General features: G+C 44.7%; 12 protein-coding genes. 4 read left to right on the forward strand and 8 right to left on the reverse strand.

What is annotated here, in order from left to right; translation table 11 throughout:
• On the reverse strand, window positions 1-1,097 hold a 1,097-nt coding region (locus tag B9J84_RS09485), incomplete at its 3' end, for a trypsin-like serine protease (protein WP_094124019.1).
• 520 nt (window positions 1,098-1,617) lie between these two features.
• Between B9J84_RS09485 and B9J84_RS09490 the strand changes: the two genes are divergently transcribed.
• The 3 genes from B9J84_RS09490 (at window position 1,618) to B9J84_RS09500 (ending at window position 5,113) form a co-directional block, all read left to right on the forward strand.
• On the forward strand, window positions 1,618-4,092 hold the full coding sequence (locus tag B9J84_RS09490; RefSeq protein ID WP_094124020.1) for an EAL domain-containing protein: 2,475 nt from the start codon (window positions 1,618-1,620) through the stop codon (window positions 4,090-4,092).
• A 70-nt stretch (window positions 4,093-4,162) separates the two neighbouring features.
• Complete coding sequence (locus B9J84_RS09495) at window positions 4,163-4,843, forward strand: hypothetical protein (protein WP_094124021.1); 681 nt, start codon at window positions 4,163-4,165, stop codon at window positions 4,841-4,843.
• A 69-nt stretch (window positions 4,844-4,912) separates the two neighbouring features.
• Window positions 4,913-5,113 carry a DUF4250 domain-containing protein gene (locus tag B9J84_RS09500; RefSeq protein ID WP_010316942.1) on the forward strand — a complete coding sequence of 67 codons (201 nt, stop codon included), beginning with the start codon at window positions 4,913-4,915 and terminating at the stop codon, window positions 5,111-5,113.
• A 73-nt stretch (window positions 5,114-5,186) separates the two neighbouring features.
• Here B9J84_RS09500 and metR read toward each other — a convergent pair whose 3' ends face one another.
• Window positions 5,187-6,098: an HTH-type transcriptional regulator MetR gene (metR, locus tag B9J84_RS09505; protein WP_038148387.1), complete on the reverse strand. Its 912-nt coding sequence runs from the start codon at window positions 6,096-6,098 to the stop codon at window positions 5,187-5,189.
• A gap of 310 nt (window positions 6,099-6,408) precedes the next feature.
• Between metR and metE the strand changes: the two genes are divergently transcribed.
• Window positions 6,409-8,703, forward strand: coding sequence for a 5-methyltetrahydropteroyltriglutamate--homocysteine S-methyltransferase (gene metE / locus B9J84_RS09510; protein WP_094124022.1), 2,295 nt, complete (start codon window positions 6,409-6,411; stop codon window positions 8,701-8,703).
• Window positions 8,704-8,786: 83 nt separating this feature from the next.
• Here metE and B9J84_RS09515 read toward each other — a convergent pair whose 3' ends face one another.
• The 6 genes from B9J84_RS09515 to B9J84_RS09540 all read right to left on the reverse strand — a co-directional run bounded on the left by B9J84_RS09515 (window position 8,787) and on the right by B9J84_RS09540 (window position 12,506).
• On the reverse strand, window positions 8,787-9,176 hold the full coding sequence (locus B9J84_RS09515) for a GspS/AspS pilotin family protein (protein ID WP_017047758.1): 390 nt from the start codon (window positions 9,174-9,176) through the stop codon (window positions 8,787-8,789).
• Window position 9,177: 1 nt separating this feature from the next.
• A complete protein-coding gene (locus B9J84_RS09520) occupies window positions 9,178-9,474 on the reverse strand; it encodes a YciI family protein (protein ID WP_013857153.1) in 297 nt (98 codons plus the stop codon).
• A gap of 90 nt (window positions 9,475-9,564) precedes the next feature.
• A complete protein-coding gene (gene yciA, locus B9J84_RS09525) occupies window positions 9,565-9,966 on the reverse strand; it encodes an acyl-CoA thioester hydrolase YciA (protein WP_013857152.1) in 402 nt (133 codons plus the stop codon).
• Window positions 9,967-10,097: 131 nt separating this feature from the next.
• Window positions 10,098-10,664 (reverse strand): septation protein A, encoded by a 567-nt coding sequence (locus B9J84_RS09530; RefSeq protein WP_017042013.1) that lies wholly within the window; start codon window positions 10,662-10,664, stop codon window positions 10,098-10,100.
• Window positions 10,665-10,766: 102 nt separating this feature from the next.
• Window positions 10,767-11,018 carry a hypothetical protein gene (locus tag B9J84_RS09535; protein WP_017044617.1) on the reverse strand — a complete coding sequence of 84 codons (252 nt, stop codon included), beginning with the start codon at window positions 11,016-11,018 and terminating at the stop codon, window positions 10,767-10,769.
• Between the two features lie 228 nt (window positions 11,019-11,246).
• Window positions 11,247-12,506 carry a dicarboxylate/amino acid:cation symporter gene (locus tag B9J84_RS09540; RefSeq protein WP_161437593.1) on the reverse strand — a complete coding sequence of 420 codons (1,260 nt, stop codon included), beginning with the start codon at window positions 12,504-12,506 and terminating at the stop codon, window positions 11,247-11,249.
• Window positions 12,507-12,554 lie beyond the last annotated feature (48 nt).

The following is a 12,554-nucleotide window of genomic DNA, read 5'->3' on the forward strand; positions in this document are numbered from 1 at the left end:
GAACGTAGCCAACCACCTTCTTCTAGCCAAGGGTTTACATTCACACTAATACTGCTATTGGGTATGGTAATTAACCCCTCTAGTGATTTTGCAGCAGGTTGTAGAACCGTATTGAGCTTTAGTGATGAGGTGACGGTTCCTAAATTTAGTGGGCTGTTAGTGTCAATCTCTAAGCGCACATCAGCAGGTGTCATTGAATCAATGGTATAAGAAACATCAACATAACATTGGCTACTCGGAGCCAAGCCTTGTGAACAGTTTTCGGCTGTGATATTTGCAGAAGCTGGAGACAGTGTGACGTTGTTTGCGGTAATAATCTCATCAGAGCCGTTTACAAAATTAAAGCGATGGGTATGAAGCCCATATTTAATCTCGTTTTTGTGTTGAGATTGTCGGAAAGAAACCTTTGATGTTCTTTGAGTCAGCCAATCATTAAAATGGTCGACTTTGGCATAAACGCCAGCCGCGTCTTGTAAGCCGCAACCACGCCCCCAACTAACGACACCATATTGAATAAAATTACCGCCGTCATTGATAAAAACGGGGCCACCGCTATCACCTTGGCAGGTATCTTGCGGGTAACTGCTCGCACAAAAAGCATCATTTTGTATATCTAAATAGCCGCCACCCAAAGTTCTGCACTGTGCAGTACCAATTAACGATATTTCGGCTTTACGCAAGATTTGAGAAGGATTGCTCGATTTATTCAACAGTTGGCTGTAACTCGTTGCCCCAAAGCCAATTATCTCTAAAGCCGTGCCAGCGGCTAGCGTATCAAGTGCACCAGTATTAGGGCGAGTGACTGCTTGTATTGGTAATGAGTTTTCTAATTCAAGAATGGCGATGTCGTTGGATCTTTCGTTATAGTCAGCATGAGTTTCATCATCATAAGCTTCATGATAATAGATTTGTTTGACTTTTACCCGGCGACCAGCATTAGTACGTAAGTCATACGCTCCAACCGTCACTTCAATATCCTCAGCATTGAGCGGGTTTTTTCCTGCTACGCAGTGAGCGGCGGTAAGTACATACTTATCACCCAAGTAGCTGCCACCACAAAAAGAGCTTTTAAGAGTTGAATAGTGTAAGGCAACCATAAAGGGAAAGTTACCCGCGTCAGCAGGGGTTCCATTGATGATTCTAGTTGATATTCCAGATTCCGTTCCAGAAGCACTGAACTCAAAAGATGTAAACAGAAGCGCTCCTAGCGCGACTGAAAAAAGGGGGTTGTTCATTAGTACCTCGGATTAGTTTTTCCAGCACCTCTTGGGTGTGGGAACGGTACCATATAGGGGCTGATGAATCTCGTCAATCAATGATAATTATCATATCGACAATATATATTAATCAGATAAGGCAAGTTAATGTATTTCAGTAGCTTACAAAATGAACCAATTGGTCATTTTGTATCCATTGTTTTCTTTCGATTACGATAGTTCTAGGCTACTCCTTTTGAGGTGTATTGATGTTCGGCGTTTTTTTATATGGCTTGTCTGGCCTAAAATAATAAATAAGCAACTGCATTTACATCATTAGTGCTAACTCACGGCTTGTGATTAAGTTTTGCTCTATGCTGTGGCCATTAATGGTAAATCATTTGAATGAGTTGGAGTCTATATGGCACAGGTGAAGTCTCAAGAGCTACGAGAAAAGGCAGACCTTCGAGAACCGCCAGTGGCTCGATATGATGCGATTGATTGGTCGTTTAACCTAACGACTTCCGAATTTATTTGTGATCTGAAAGCGGCGAATGCGTTACTTCATTCCCGTGTTTCGATAGCCAATATTCAAGAATTATTGCGTTATATGACGCCGAGCAAAGCTGCAGAGATGAAGCGCTGCTTCAAGTATGTGATTGAAAGTGGCAAAAGCCATGCCTTAAATTGCAACCTTATTATTTCGGATCAGGCGTTAACTTATGTGGAGATTTTTATCGAGCGTACCTCTCTCACGCAGTTGCAAGGTACGATTCGACCGCTGCTCAAACTGGAATCATTGCAAGAGGTGGCCAAGCTTTTTGAAGGAGTGTTTGATAATACACATCATGGTTTGATCCTAACCGACGATCAAACGCGGGTTTTGGCTTGTAACCACTATTTTGAGCAGCATTCAGGTTTCAAACAAAATGAGCTACTTGGATTAAAAGCCAACCTATTTAATGCAGGCAAGCATTCCAAAGAGTTTTACCAATCGATGTGGCATGACATCAATACCAAAGATTATTGGAGCGGTGTTATTCTCAATCGTCGGGCATCTGGGCTGGTTGCACCACAAGAATTAACTATTCAAAAAATCGTACTGCAAGATGGCCGAGTGTTCTTTGTAGGGATGACGCTTGATTTAGCCGATAATCTTCACCGCGTAGCCGATACGGCACTTGGGGATATCGATCTTTTGACGCAACTGCCTACCGAACAAAAGTTTAAAGCCTTGCTCGAAACATATTGCATGGAGTACCCCAAAGGCCAAACACAAATTGTTTTGGCTTTTCAACCTGCGTTTGAATCAGAGCGACACCATGTAGAAACTTTAATGCTTTCCAGTTTTTTGGCGCGCTGTAAAGAAGCTAAGTTGGTGGGCTATGTGGGAAAAGATATTTATTTAGTGAGTTTGAGTTGTTTAGAGTGCCAAAAAAACACAGATTTTCGTCTCATCCAGCATGCGATCCGTCGCTTTATGAAAGAGTTAAAGAACGAATCCAGCTCACATACCGCGATTATTAATGGCCGAATTGGTGTGTCTGTTTTAGGGTTCGATGCCAAAACGCCAGCTCGAATGGTGACGCATGCGATGCAAGCAATGCTTGAACAACATGCAGGGGAAGCTCGTAACATCAGTTTCTATCACAGTGAAATACATCAACAAGTGAAACGTAGAAAAAACTTGGAAGACAGAGTCGCTAAAGCGATTGCGCAGAAAGACTTGGAGATACACTACCAACCAATTGTCGATACTAAAACATGGAACATTGCGAAATTCGAAGCGTTATGCCGTTTTAAGCCTGTGCCCGATTTACCTTTTACCACGCAAGAAATGATTGGTATCGCGGAAGATCTGGATTTGATTGCCGAGCTTGATCGTTGTGTCAGTATCTTGTCTTTGCAAGATTTACCAAAGATAAAAACCTTGTTTGGCCAAGGTGTTGGGGTAACGATCAACCGCTCTTTCAATACCAAAATGGATGCGACGCAGATTTTAACCAATACCATGGAGATCATTGATCGCTACACGGATACGCCTCAATCAGTCACCATTGAGCTAACCGAAAGCGCCTATTTTGATAGTCAATCTCATCAGGTTGATGCCCTCAATGCTCTTCGATCGCGTGGCGTAACGGTTGCGATTGATGATTTTGGTACGGGTTATTCCTCTTTTACCTACCTCAGTGATTGCAATTTTGATTATTTAAAAATAGATCGCGAGTTTGTCACAGACATTCAGGTCAACAGCAATAAGTACAGCATTGTTAAAATGATCACTGAGCTGTCGCACACACTCGGCGTGAAAGTGGTTGCTGAAGGGGTGGAAACAGAGCATGAGGTTTGGGTGCTTAAATCATTGGGTATTGACTACATACAAGGCTATATTTTTTCAAAACCACTACCGCTTAAGGAACTGGTTCGGGCCAAGGAGTATCGTAACCGTTTTGCGTATTCAGGCGCTAAAGTGGAACAAGAGCGAAAGCCCAACTGTTTGCTCAATCTGTTCAAAGAGGGGAAACCACATTTGGATCCCAGTGAGCCAATCTCTCTTGCTTATCAGTATATTAAATCGACTAAAGTTGATGTGCTGCCAGTCGTAAATCAAGGAGAGTGTGTCGGCATCGTCGATGTGGCCTCACTCAATTTATATCTGACGCCGAACATGGGAACCGATCTTGAAACCACGCGTGAAGCGGCCGTATGGCGTAAGCCCGTGAGTCAGATCATGAAATTTCATTTCACTCAGCTTGACGCGTACACCGAGCTAAACCAAGTAGTGAATTTGATCGAAAAAGGACATGATTTTCCATGGGTACTGGTCGATAACACTCGTTATAAAGGCTTATTGACTCAAGCGGACGTGCTGAGGTATTTGGCCGAAAGTCAGTAACCTTCTCTGGGCATCCGCGCTTACTCTTTGCTATTATCGCGCCCAGATGTTTCCAGATGATGTTTAGATTATGATTCAAACCTTACTTTCTGTTTTTTCACCCATGCTGCTCGGTGCGCAAATCTTACTGACGTTAGTGCTGGTCAAAGGGGATATTTGTCCTGGACAACGTGGCCGTATTCATCGCGTCTTGCCAGCCATTGGTGTGCTTTGGTTGGCAGTGGCTTCACTAAAAATTGAAGCCTTTTTGGTCGTCTTTTCCATCTTCTATTTCTATTCACAAGTTCAAACCAAGAAAACTCGAGATGAAGGCCCGTTATGGGCACTGTATTTGGCGAACGGCCTTGCCTTAGCTTATGTCGCGATTCAGATATCAGAGCAGAGTCATTGGTCAGCTTCTATCGCCATGTTGCTGTTGGTTGGTTTGTTGGGCGCGATTTTCGCGCACCTTCTACTAACGATAGCGCGCTCGCGTTTACAAGCTTTCCATCGAGTTCTACCCGTTGTGGGCATTCTCTGCTCGATGGGGATCGCTTTATGCGTTGTGCCGCACGCGTACGGGTTAGATGATGAAACGTTGGCTCAAGCAACATTGCCGTTACTAACGACATTCGGTTTCATGATTGCAGGTATTATCGTGTGGTGCTGGCATATCCTGTTTGCCAAAAGCGCTGAGAAAATTCAATTAACGGCAGCCTTGTTATTGATGTTGGCAGCCAGTATTTGTTTTCAAGGTTTAGTTAATCTCTAGACCTGGGTCACTCTTTAGTGCGAATTTTACCGCTAGTCTTTAGTGGTCTCTTTGCTATAGGAGTGAGCCATGGATTTGAGTAACGTCAGCCGTTTTGATAGCAATATATTACTTGGCATCGTCAATGAGAAGCTACGCTTAGAGTGTGACAGCTTCGAAGAACTTGCCAGTATGTATGAAATGGATAGAGAAAATGTAGTCGGTAAGCTGGATGTTTTAGGTTACCAATACGACCCACTGACCAACCAATTTAAAGCGAACCAACGCTAGTGCTAAGCAGCGTGCAGTGACAGTTAACCAACCGCACTGTCATTCAAATAGCCATGTCGACACGACGAATAGTTTAAGCCATCTTGATCCCGTCAAGGTGGCTTTTGCATTGTTGGCGCGCGGTGGCAAAAAAAGCTTGTAAATAGTGGCGATCTTTTTCGCTGTGGCGTGTTGCGGCAAATAGTCGACGCCATAAACCTTTCCCTAGTGGCTTGCTGGTGATAAGCCCCTGCCTAGAGAACTCGCTGATGGCCCAATTGGGCAGTGCTGCCACACCTAATCCAGCAGAGACCATTTGTACTAGCATCAAAGTGTTGTCGGCTTGTTTCCACTTCGCGGGTTCAACACTAGCAGGTTGTAGAAAGTGTTTCACCACATCCAAACGCTGCTTTTGTACGGGGTAAGTGAGCATCGTTTGTGAGGCGAGATCCTCTGGTTCAATCACCGATTTTCCTGCAAGTGGGTGAGTTGTAGAGGTGATAAGGCGCATTTCAAAATCAAAGAGTGGTTCGTAATGTACCTCTGAGCGAGGCAAAATATCGGAAGTGATGACCAAATCAAGTTCGCCAGCCAGCAATGCGGGTAAAGGTTCAAAGCCAAAGCCGGACGAAAAATCTAACGTCACACTTGGCCAAGCAAGCTGATATTCGCGCAGCGCTGGCATCAACCATTGAAAGCAAGAGTGGCATTCAATCGCCATGTGTAAGCGCCCATTGACATCTTCTTTCAAACTGGCCAAGTCATTTTCAGCTCTGGCCAGCTTTGGCAGGATCTCGTCAGCCAGTTTCAGTAGGATCTCTCCTTCTGAGGTAAATTTCACTGGGCGAGTTTTACGTAAAAACAGTGGCCCGCCAATGCGTGTTTCGAGATCTTTAATCTGATGTGAAAGGGCCGATTGCGTCAAATGGAGCGCGGTAGCTGTTGAGGTGAGTGAGCCGCTGTCCCTTAAAGAAACTAAAGTCTTCAGATGCTTAAGTTCAATCATTGCCATTATTTTCCTTCATCCCTTTGAGAGAACGGTGGTTGATACCATATCGTGGGTTGCATCAACACGGTGACCATTCTGCTGTTCTGAGCTAAGTTACGCTTTTAATATGGAGCTGTAAACATCTGGACGTCTATTTGTCTTGATGTCAATTAAAGCTCTCTGCAATCAACATGAATTTTTTTAATAAACAAGTTGAATAATTGCACCTTGTCTGTGGGTCAGTTTAGATGGATATTCTAGCCATCCAGACATCTTTATCTCATGCGATAAAGAATCAGATACGATCAACAGCAAAAGGACTAGGGACATGACAACGACGACTCACATCTTAGGTTATCCACGTATTGGTGAAAAACGCGAACTGAAATTTGCGTTAGAAAAATATTGGCGTGGCGAAAGCGATCAAGCGCAGTTACTGCAAGTAGGGCATGACATTCGTCAGAAAAACTGGGCTGAGCAGCAACAAGCGGGTCTGAGTTTTTCAACCGTAGGCGATTTCGCTTGGTATGATCACGTACTCACAACTACATTGCTCCTTGGACACGTTCCTAAACGTCATAAAAACGGCTTTCCTGATTTAGATACACTCTTTCGCGTTGGACGCGGTCAATCACAAGCGGGTTGCGGCTGTAGCGGAAGTGCCGCTTCTGATATGACTAAATGGTTTAATACCAATTATCACTACCTTGTGCCGGAGTTCAGCCAAGACGATACGTTCGAAGTCAGCTGGCCTCAACTGTTTGAGGAAGTCAATGAAGCGTCGAAAGCAGGCCACCAAGTTAAGCCTGTACTGCTTGGCCCGCTGAGCTACCTCTACTTGGGTAAAGAGGTCGAAGAGGGATTTGATCGCCTGACCTTACTGCCTCGTTTATTGACCGCTTATCAAGCAATTTTAGCTAAGCTTGCTAAACAAGGAGTGGAATGGGTACAAATCGATGAGCCTATTTTAGCGTTAGAGCTAGAATCAAAGTGGCAAGATGCATTTAAGTTGGCTTATCAAGTGATCGCTGGCGATGTAAAACTGTTACTGACTACTTATTTTGATTCGGTGCTTGATACGCTCGATAAAATCATTGAGCTACCAGTAAATGGATTGCACATCGATCTCTCCGCTTCTGCCGATCAATTGAACGCGGTACTAGAGAAATTGCCCAAAAATTGGGTACTTTCGGCAGGTGTGGTCAATGGACGCAATGTGTGGCGCGCCGATCTTGCGACGTTATTGGCTCGTTTACAGCCAGTGAAGCAGCAACTGGGGGATCGTCTGTGGATTGCGAGTTCGTGTTCACTCTTGCATAGCCCAGTTGATTTAGATCTTGAGCAGCAGCTCAGTGATGAAGTACAAAGTTGGTTTGCATTTGCCAAACAAAAAGTGACAGAAGTTGCTTTACTTGGTAAGGCACTGGACGGTGATGACGCGGCGATTCTGGCCTGTGAAACTTATAGCCAACCGATACTTGCACGTAAAACGGCAACTCACGTTAATAAACCGCATGTACAGGCGAGAGTCAACAGCATAACGGCGGCACTCTCTGAGCGCAGTGCACCTTATTCAGAGCGCGCTCATCACCAAGCTGAAGTGTTAGGGTTGCCATTTTTGCCAACGACAACCATAGGCTCATTCCCTCAAACGAGTGAGATCCGCCATCAGCGCAGTGCTTACCGTCAAGGCAAACTGGCACACGCTGATTATATCAATGCATTGAAAGGGCACATTGCCGATGCAGTAAAACGTCAAGAGGCACTTGATCTCGATGTGTTAGTGCACGGTGAAGCTGAGCGTAACGACATGGTGGAGTACTTTGCCGAAAACTTAGCCGGTTTCCAGACTACACAATTTGGCTGGGTGCAAAGTTACGGCTCACGCTGCGTAAAACCGGCTATCGTGGTGGCCGATATTGAACGTGAAAAACCGATTACGGTGGAGTGGTCTACTTATGCTCAATCATTGACTGCGAAGCAAATGAAAGGAATGTTGACTGGGCCTGTAACGATTTTATGCTGGACGTTTCCTCGTGAAGATATTTCTCGTCAAACCATCACACAGCAATTGGCTTTCGCTTTGCGTGATGAAGTGGCAGACCTGCAGCAAGCGGGCATTAACATCATCCAAATTGATGAACCTGCGATTCGTGAAGGATTGCCATTGAAGAAGCGTGACCATCAAGCATATCTGGCGTGGGCAGTTGAGGCATTTAAAATTGCGGCGGCGAGTGCGAAACCCGAAACGCAGATCCACACTCACATGTGTTACAGCGAATTTAATGAAATCATTGACTCAGTAGCGGCACTGGATGCCGATGTGATTACGATTGAAACTTCTCGCTCGAATATGGAACTGCTCAAAGCGTTTGAAGAGTTTAACTACCCGAATGAAATTGGCCCAGGTGTGTACGATATACACTCGCCAAACATTCCCTCTCAAGAGTGGATTGAAGGTTTGTTGCGTAAAGCGGCGGAAAAAATTCCAGCAGAGAGATTATGGGTTAACCCTGATTGCGGCTTAAAAACGCGCAATTGGAATGAAGTGGAGGCAGCACTGACCAACTTAGTGTCAGCAGCTAAAGCGCTGCGCAAAGAGCTTAAACCCCAGCAAAGTTAAGCCACATTAATCTTGACAGAGGCCTCAAATGAAGCCTCTGTTTTTTACGAATAAAGTGGTGGTCATCACTAATAAGGGGAGGACTATTGTGCCGAACAAGTTGCTTTACTAATGAATTGGTCCACAACAAGTTGGCCCCGCGTATTGCGCATTTTAATTCGATAAGTCAAGCCGAGGTCGAGGTTAGCGCGTGTGGTTGAATCCGAGCAGTAGGTATTGATGCTGGTTTTCAACACTTGATCAATCGGCTTTGCTCCTTTTTGACCCTCATTGTAAATCATCATAATTTCCACCGTACTGCCTTTAGCACTGGCACGCATCACGGACAAAGGCCCAAATTCTAAGGGTAACTCAGCGCTAATCACATTCGCGCGATTACTGGCTACGGCTTCCAAATATTTTTGCTGATCACCATTCGAGCTACAACCCACCAGTACCAGCGTTGTAAACAGAGCACAGAGAATGACTTTCATCTTAAAACACTTTCTTGAAGGGTTTAACGATAACATGTTGATACACACCGGCAGCAACATAAGGATCGGCATCCGCCCATGCTTGAGCTTGTCTTAAAGAATCAAACTCAGCGATGACTGTTGACCCCGTAAACCCAGCTTCTGCTGGATTCTCCGAATCAATTGCTGGCATTGGCCCTGCGGTTAATAGACGACCTTCATCTTGCAAGGTTTGTAAGCGCTCTAAATGTTGTGGCCGGACACTCATGCGTTTTTCCAACGAGTTTTCTACGTCTTGAGAGAAAATAACGTACCACATATTGATATCCTTATTGTTTGATAATGAAGTCGAGGCCTTACTGTACTGAAACTGGCGCGTATTGAAAGCAACCAAACTGAATTTCTGTGATCAGTTGCTAGGCTTAATCGGTCGAGGGCGGCCATCGGTATCAATGGCGACATAATTGAAGGTTGCTTCACATACTTGGAAACGATCTCCCACGCTGTCGTATTTGATGGGTTTTACCCATACTTCAAGATTGACTGACATTGAAGTGCGGCCAATTTTGGTGCATTCACCATAACAACACACCACATCACCTACCTTGACGGGTTTTTTAAACGTAATGCTAGAAACAGACACAGTGACAACGCGGCCAAATGAGATCTCTTTGGCTAAAATTGCGCCAGCCAAGTCGAGTTGAGACATGATCCAACCGCCGAAAATGTCACCGTTGGCGTTAGTATCTGCTGGCATGGCTAAGGTGCGTAGCAATAATTGGCCTCTTGGGGCACTATTTTCCTGATTCATTTTTCGACATCCACAACAACAAAACAGCGACCAAAGTGGTCGCTGAAAAATAGGGACGGATTATACCAAAGACAGCCTGTTTTGCACTCAAAGAGTCCTCTGAATGAATCCTAGCGAGAAGGTTAGTGCAATCAGTGCTCGTGCGAGGAGGGTTTGCTCTCGGAAACTTGCTTCTCTTTTGGCAGGTGTTTGTAGATAAAAACGCCCGTTAATAAGGTATAAACAAAAGTTGCGGCTAATAAGCCAAATACTTTGAAGTTGACCCAAACATCCAATGGCAGTTGATATGCAATGTAGATGTTTAGTACAGCGCAAACACTGAAAAAGAAAACCCACGCCCAGTTGATTTTTGCCCATACGTGTTCAGGTAAGGTTAGCTCTTTGCCAAGCATTCCTTTAATGGCTGATTTGCCCATGATGTGGCTGATGGTCAAGCCCAAGGCAAACACAACGTAAACAATGGTGACTTTCCATTTAATGAAATTGTCATCGTGAAAGAAAATCGTCATACCACCGAAGATAGTCACCATCAAAAACGTGATGATCTGCATTTTTTCAACTTTCTTATACAGCGCGTAGGTCAGGGCAATCTGTACCGCACTGGCCACAATAAGTGCCCCTGTGGCGACATAGATGTCGTACATCTTGAAAAGGGCAAAAAAGATGATAAGTGGTATAAAATCAATAAGTTGCTTCATTCGTATTTATGCTTCCGATTTAAACGTTGCGCACAGTCTAACCAAAACCGTGTCAGAGCTAAATAGAAAGAGACAATTCGAAACAAATTAACTAGAAATGGATCAGCGTTCCCAGCCGCTGGTTTCAAGTTGTGGTATTGCTCGTTTCATATCTTCTAAATAGCCTTCACTTTTTAAATTGGCGACAGCTATCTGCAATTCTTCATCTGTCATTGAAAAACAGGAATCTTTGCCAGTAATTAAGCCTAGATATTGGTGGTATTCAAATTCACTGAAATGGCCAATCCGATCGATAACCAATTCTCGGATCCCGTGGTGAATCAAACCATAATAAGTATCACGATGAATATCCATTACTCATACTCCAAGTCGATTCGTGCTAACGCCAAAAGTTTGCCGCTGCTATGTGGCACGAAAGAGGTGTCGTTTATTATAGCAATCGTAATGCCAACTTTATCGTCAGTCATAGGGCGCTTTAATGATTAACTTTAGTATGAGAACTGTTTTTTTTGCAAATTGCGATGCAAAAAGAAAGCCGCATAGTATGCGGCTTGTATTGGATCAATGATGCTCTGTGATGAGTTAGGCTTTTTGCTGCTTCAATGAGGCCTCAGTGGCTTCTTCTTCAATCAAAGCATCAACAATAACGGCACACGCGGCATCCCCTGTGATGTTGAGCGCGGTACGGATCATGTCGAAGATACGGTCTAGGGCGAACAGTAGTGGCAAACCTTCAATTGGAATTCCAGCCGCTAGCAAAACGGCCACTACAAGGAAAGAAGGACCAGGAACACCTGCTTGACCGACGGCGCCCAGTGTCGCTGTTACGATGATGGCAATGTAAGCGCCCATCGAGAGATCAATATTGAATAGCTGGGCGAAGAAAATCGCAACTAAACCGTAATAGATGGCGTTGCCAGACATGTTGATGGTGGCACCTAATGGCAGAACAAAGGCGGCAGTTGAGTTGCGTACGCCAAGGTCGTGTTCTACGGTATCCATAGTGACAGGGAGTGTCGCCATTGATGAAGCGGTTGAAAGGGCTACGGCTTGAGGCTTTTTCATCGCAAGGATAAATTTCTTAGCCGACGTCTTGGTTAAGACCTGAATCATCAGCGGGTAAGCAATAAAGCCGAAAATTAAAATGGCCGCGACATAAACGACAAACAGTTTAAATACCACCATCAATGCACCAAAACCAAACGTGCCGACGGCTTCAGCCATCAAACCGAATACACCGATAGGCGCGATGATCATCACTTTGTTGATCATCCACACCATGGCATCAACAATAGTGTTTACGCCATTGATGATCGGGTCACGTTTTTCTTTGCTCTGTTTAGAAATGGCAATGCCAAAGAACAAGCAAAAAACAAGAATTTGTAGAATGTTGGCATTATTCAGTGACTGGAAAACGTTGGTTGGGATCATACCCGTAATGGTTGCCCAAAAAGTAGGTAGTTCACCTTTTGCTGCGTATTCGGCAGAAAACATACCTTCAACGCCCGAAATATCGACGCCGATACCCGGTTGGAAGACTTCGCCCATTACCAGTGCCAGCGTTACGGCGAGTGCGGAAGTGACCGCAAAAAAGCTGAGTGTGACAAAACCGACTTTACCCGCCGCGTGGCTATTACCAAGGCCCGCAGCACCGGAAATAAGCGCAACGGCCACCAGTGGGATCACCAGCATCTTAATTAGGTTGATAAAAATGACACCCAGTGGCGAAAAGATGGCCGCATCGTGTCCCATCATGGCACCAACGGCAGTACCAATGATCATTGCAATGACGACTTGCACGCCAATGTTGCTTAACAAACTCTTTTTGTTTAACACTTCCATAACCTCTGTGCTAATTAATTGTAAATTCCTAGTGTTACCCACTACATA

Origin of the sequence: Vibrio sp. V03_P4A6T147, from assembly GCF_002241085.1 — a bacterium.
Lineage (GTDB): Bacteria > Pseudomonadota > Gammaproteobacteria > Enterobacterales > Vibrionaceae > Vibrio > Vibrio anguillarum.

Excerpts from the sequence above, each read along its gene's own strand:
- B9J84_RS09520 (WP_013857153.1), bottom strand. The coding sequence starts at position 9,474 with ATGTGGTACGTTATTTTCTCTCAAGACGTAGAAAACTCGTTGGAAAAA.
- B9J84_RS09515 (WP_017047758.1), bottom strand. The coding sequence starts at position 9,176 with ATGAAAGTCATTCTCTGTGCTCTGTTTACAACGCTGGTACTGGTGGGT.
- yciA (WP_013857152.1), bottom strand. The coding sequence starts at position 9,966 with ATGAATCAGGAAAATAGTGCCCCAAGAGGCCAATTATTGCTACGCACC.
- B9J84_RS09490 (WP_094124020.1), top strand. The coding sequence starts at position 1,618 with ATGGCACAGGTGAAGTCTCAAGAGCTACGAGAAAAGGCAGACCTTCGA.
- B9J84_RS09535 (WP_017044617.1), bottom strand. The coding sequence starts at position 11,018 with ATGGATATTCATCGTGATACTTATTATGGTTTGATTCACCACGGGATC.
- B9J84_RS09540 (WP_161437593.1), bottom strand. The coding sequence starts at position 12,506 with ATGGAAGTGTTAAACAAAAAGAGTTTGTTAAGCAACATTGGCGTGCAA.
- B9J84_RS09500 (WP_010316942.1), top strand. The coding sequence starts at position 4,913 with ATGGATTTGAGTAACGTCAGCCGTTTTGATAGCAATATATTACTTGGC.
- metE (WP_094124022.1), top strand. The coding sequence starts at position 6,409 with ATGACAACGACGACTCACATCTTAGGTTATCCACGTATTGGTGAAAAA.
- metR (WP_038148387.1), bottom strand. The coding sequence starts at position 6,098 with ATGATTGAACTTAAGCATCTGAAGACTTTAGTTTCTTTAAGGGACAGC.
- B9J84_RS09530 (WP_017042013.1), bottom strand. The coding sequence starts at position 10,664 with ATGAAGCAACTTATTGATTTTATACCACTTATCATCTTTTTTGCCCTT.
- B9J84_RS09495 (WP_094124021.1), top strand. The coding sequence starts at position 4,163 with ATGATTCAAACCTTACTTTCTGTTTTTTCACCCATGCTGCTCGGTGCG.